At 42.8% G+C, this 1,635-nt stretch carries 3 protein-coding genes; 2 read left to right on the forward strand and 1 reads right to left on the reverse strand.

Annotation, left to right across the window (positions count from 1 at the left end):
• Positions 1 to 63: 63 nt before the first annotated feature.
• Positions 64 to 309, forward strand: coding sequence for a LysR family transcriptional regulator (locus A3739_RS31395; protein ID WP_068481344.1), 246 nt, complete (start codon positions 64 to 66; stop codon positions 307 to 309).
• Entirely contained in the window at positions 310 to 951 is a 642-nt protein-coding gene (locus tag A3739_RS10025; protein WP_197472253.1) for a substrate-binding domain-containing protein, read from the forward strand.
• Between the two features lie 460 nt (positions 952 to 1,411).
• On the opposite strand, the gene A3739_RS30825 is transcribed toward A3739_RS10025, so the two are convergent.
• The coding region (locus A3739_RS30825; RefSeq protein ID WP_231877060.1) for a hypothetical protein at positions 1,412 to 1,635 on the reverse strand (224 nt) is incomplete at its 5' end.

Consider the following 1,635-nt stretch of genomic DNA (forward strand, 5'->3'; position numbering starts at 1 on the left):
TGATTGATTAGATAAAATTATCAATCATTATCAGATTAATAATATAAATTTATTTACTTAAATATGCTGAATCCGACCTGGCTAAAAACCTTTATAACGCTCGTTGATACGGGGCACTTTACACAAACCGCAGAAAAACTGTTTATGACACAACCCGGCGTAAGCCAGCACGTCAATAAACTAGAAGAAGCTTGCGGTCATGATTTAATCAAACGAAACAACAAGTCATTCGCAATAACGGAACAGGGTCGATTAGTCTATCGCTTCGCGAAACAACGCATGAGCGATGAAAGGTCTCTCTTTGAGTAATTGAACTTTGATGACCCCGACTCAGGCAAATGCTCCCTGGCTTGTTCAGGTTCACTGGCTTTGCTTCTATATCCACAGCTCTTAACGCTTCAACAGCAACAGCCGAATATTCATCTAAATCTCACAGCGGCTCCAAACCACCTAATATTGAGCGACATTAAGAACGAGCATGTCGATCAGGGAATCGTGACAGACATCCCTAACGAAAGTTTTTTTGAATTCGAAAAGCTAGGCCAAGAGGAGCTGTGCTTGGTACTCCCCAAAAAAACAAACATCAAGCAAAGCTGGAAGCAACTGCTCTTAGACTCCGGACTAATATCTCACCCAGATGCAGAACATTATTTGTCGCTGTATTTTCGAAAATGTGAAGAGCCAGAACTAAAGCAATTGGACATCGCTAAAATCCCCGTCGTCGGATCAATCAACCAAATCAGCCAAATCCTAGAACCCTTAACTCGCGGTATTGGCTTCACAGTGCTGCCTAAAAGCGCCATCGACAGTTTTCATAGCCCAGAATTACTGCAAGTTTTAAAGCCGAAACAAGCCGTGAAGGAAAACCTATATTTGATTAGAAAGAAAAATAGAGAGTTACCTAAAAGATGTGATGCGCTGAATGCAATCATAAAGAATATGTGGGGTTAGCGTTTAGGTTTTGAGGTTTTCTGATCGCACTCTATGCAATTTGTTGAGCCAACATCAGTCACTAAAATTTTTCTAATATAGCACTGGGCTAATTCTTCTTTTCCTGTCGGTGGCGACCGACAGCGCCTTGAGACCTTTGTTTCGCCAAAGGTCTTAAGATGGCACATGCCAGCCTCTCTTGCTTCGCAATTCACCTTCATCTAAAGGCGACCCGGATCGCTTACGCGCTCGACGGGATTGTCCCTTCGTTCGACTTTTGAGAATGAGGTAATACGCAGTGTTTACTATCAAGTCACTTCCGCGCAGGCAGCACAAAAGCGCTTTAGTGCGTTGAACGACCAACGGTCGACCCGAAGGGTAAGCGAAGCACATCATCTATTGTTTAAAGTGCAATGCACGGAGTTAGACAGAAGCGGACGTTGAGTACACTCTTAATAAAATAAATCTAGCGACTTTCTTTTCAAAACAAAGATCTGATCTTCGAGCGATTCTTACGTCTGTTCTTAACCCATAATGGTGTAAGAAAAACACCAACTAGCACAGACATAACAACCGTCGGTTTCATCCACTTATTTATCCGATCAGCATCAGAGACGGTTTGCTCGTATGTATAAATAACTCGATCATTTTGCTCTAGCTCCCATGCTTCGTTCCCCCGAACTCTAACAATGATGGGCGCCCCAA

The sequence above is a fragment of the Oleiphilus sp. HI0067 genome (genome assembly GCF_001635735.1).